This is a genomic window from Aeromicrobium phragmitis (genome assembly GCF_003674095.1).
Lineage (GTDB): Bacteria > Actinomycetota > Actinomycetes > Propionibacteriales > Nocardioidaceae > Aeromicrobium > Aeromicrobium phragmitis.
On record NZ_RDBF01000154.1, the window covers coordinates 1 to 380 of the forward strand.

The 380-nt window shown below is 66.1% G+C and carries 1 protein-coding gene; it reads left to right on the forward strand.

What is annotated here, in order from left to right; all coding sequences use genetic code 11:
* Positions 1-361: ImmA/IrrE family metallo-endopeptidase (locus D9V41_RS16740; protein ID WP_121795630.1), on the forward strand; the 361-nt coding region annotated here is incomplete at its 5' end.
* Between the last annotated feature and the right edge of the window lie 19 nt (positions 362-380).

The window sequence follows — 380 nt, forward strand, 5'->3', positions numbered from 1 at the left end:
CGTCGAGCGTGAGCAGCTCACGAGAGCGAACGGCTACACAGACCCGGCCTCCCGCCGCGTCGTCATCGGCGCGGACCTCTCCCCCGCCCAGGCGGCGAAAACAGCCCTCCACGAGGCCGCGCACGCCATGTTGCACGCAGACCTAGAGCCCGCCGCCTACCTTGAACACCGCGGCATCGCAGAAACCGAGGCCGAGAGCGTCGCCTACGTCGCCGCTGGCGTCCTCGGACTCGACACAAGCGCCTACAGCATCGGCTACGTCGCCGGATGGAGCCACGGCGACGCCGACACGATCAAGGGCACGGCCGCAAACGTCCTGAAAACCGCTCATCAACTCGTCGACAACCTCGTCAGCGCCTAATGCCACTATTACCACTAAC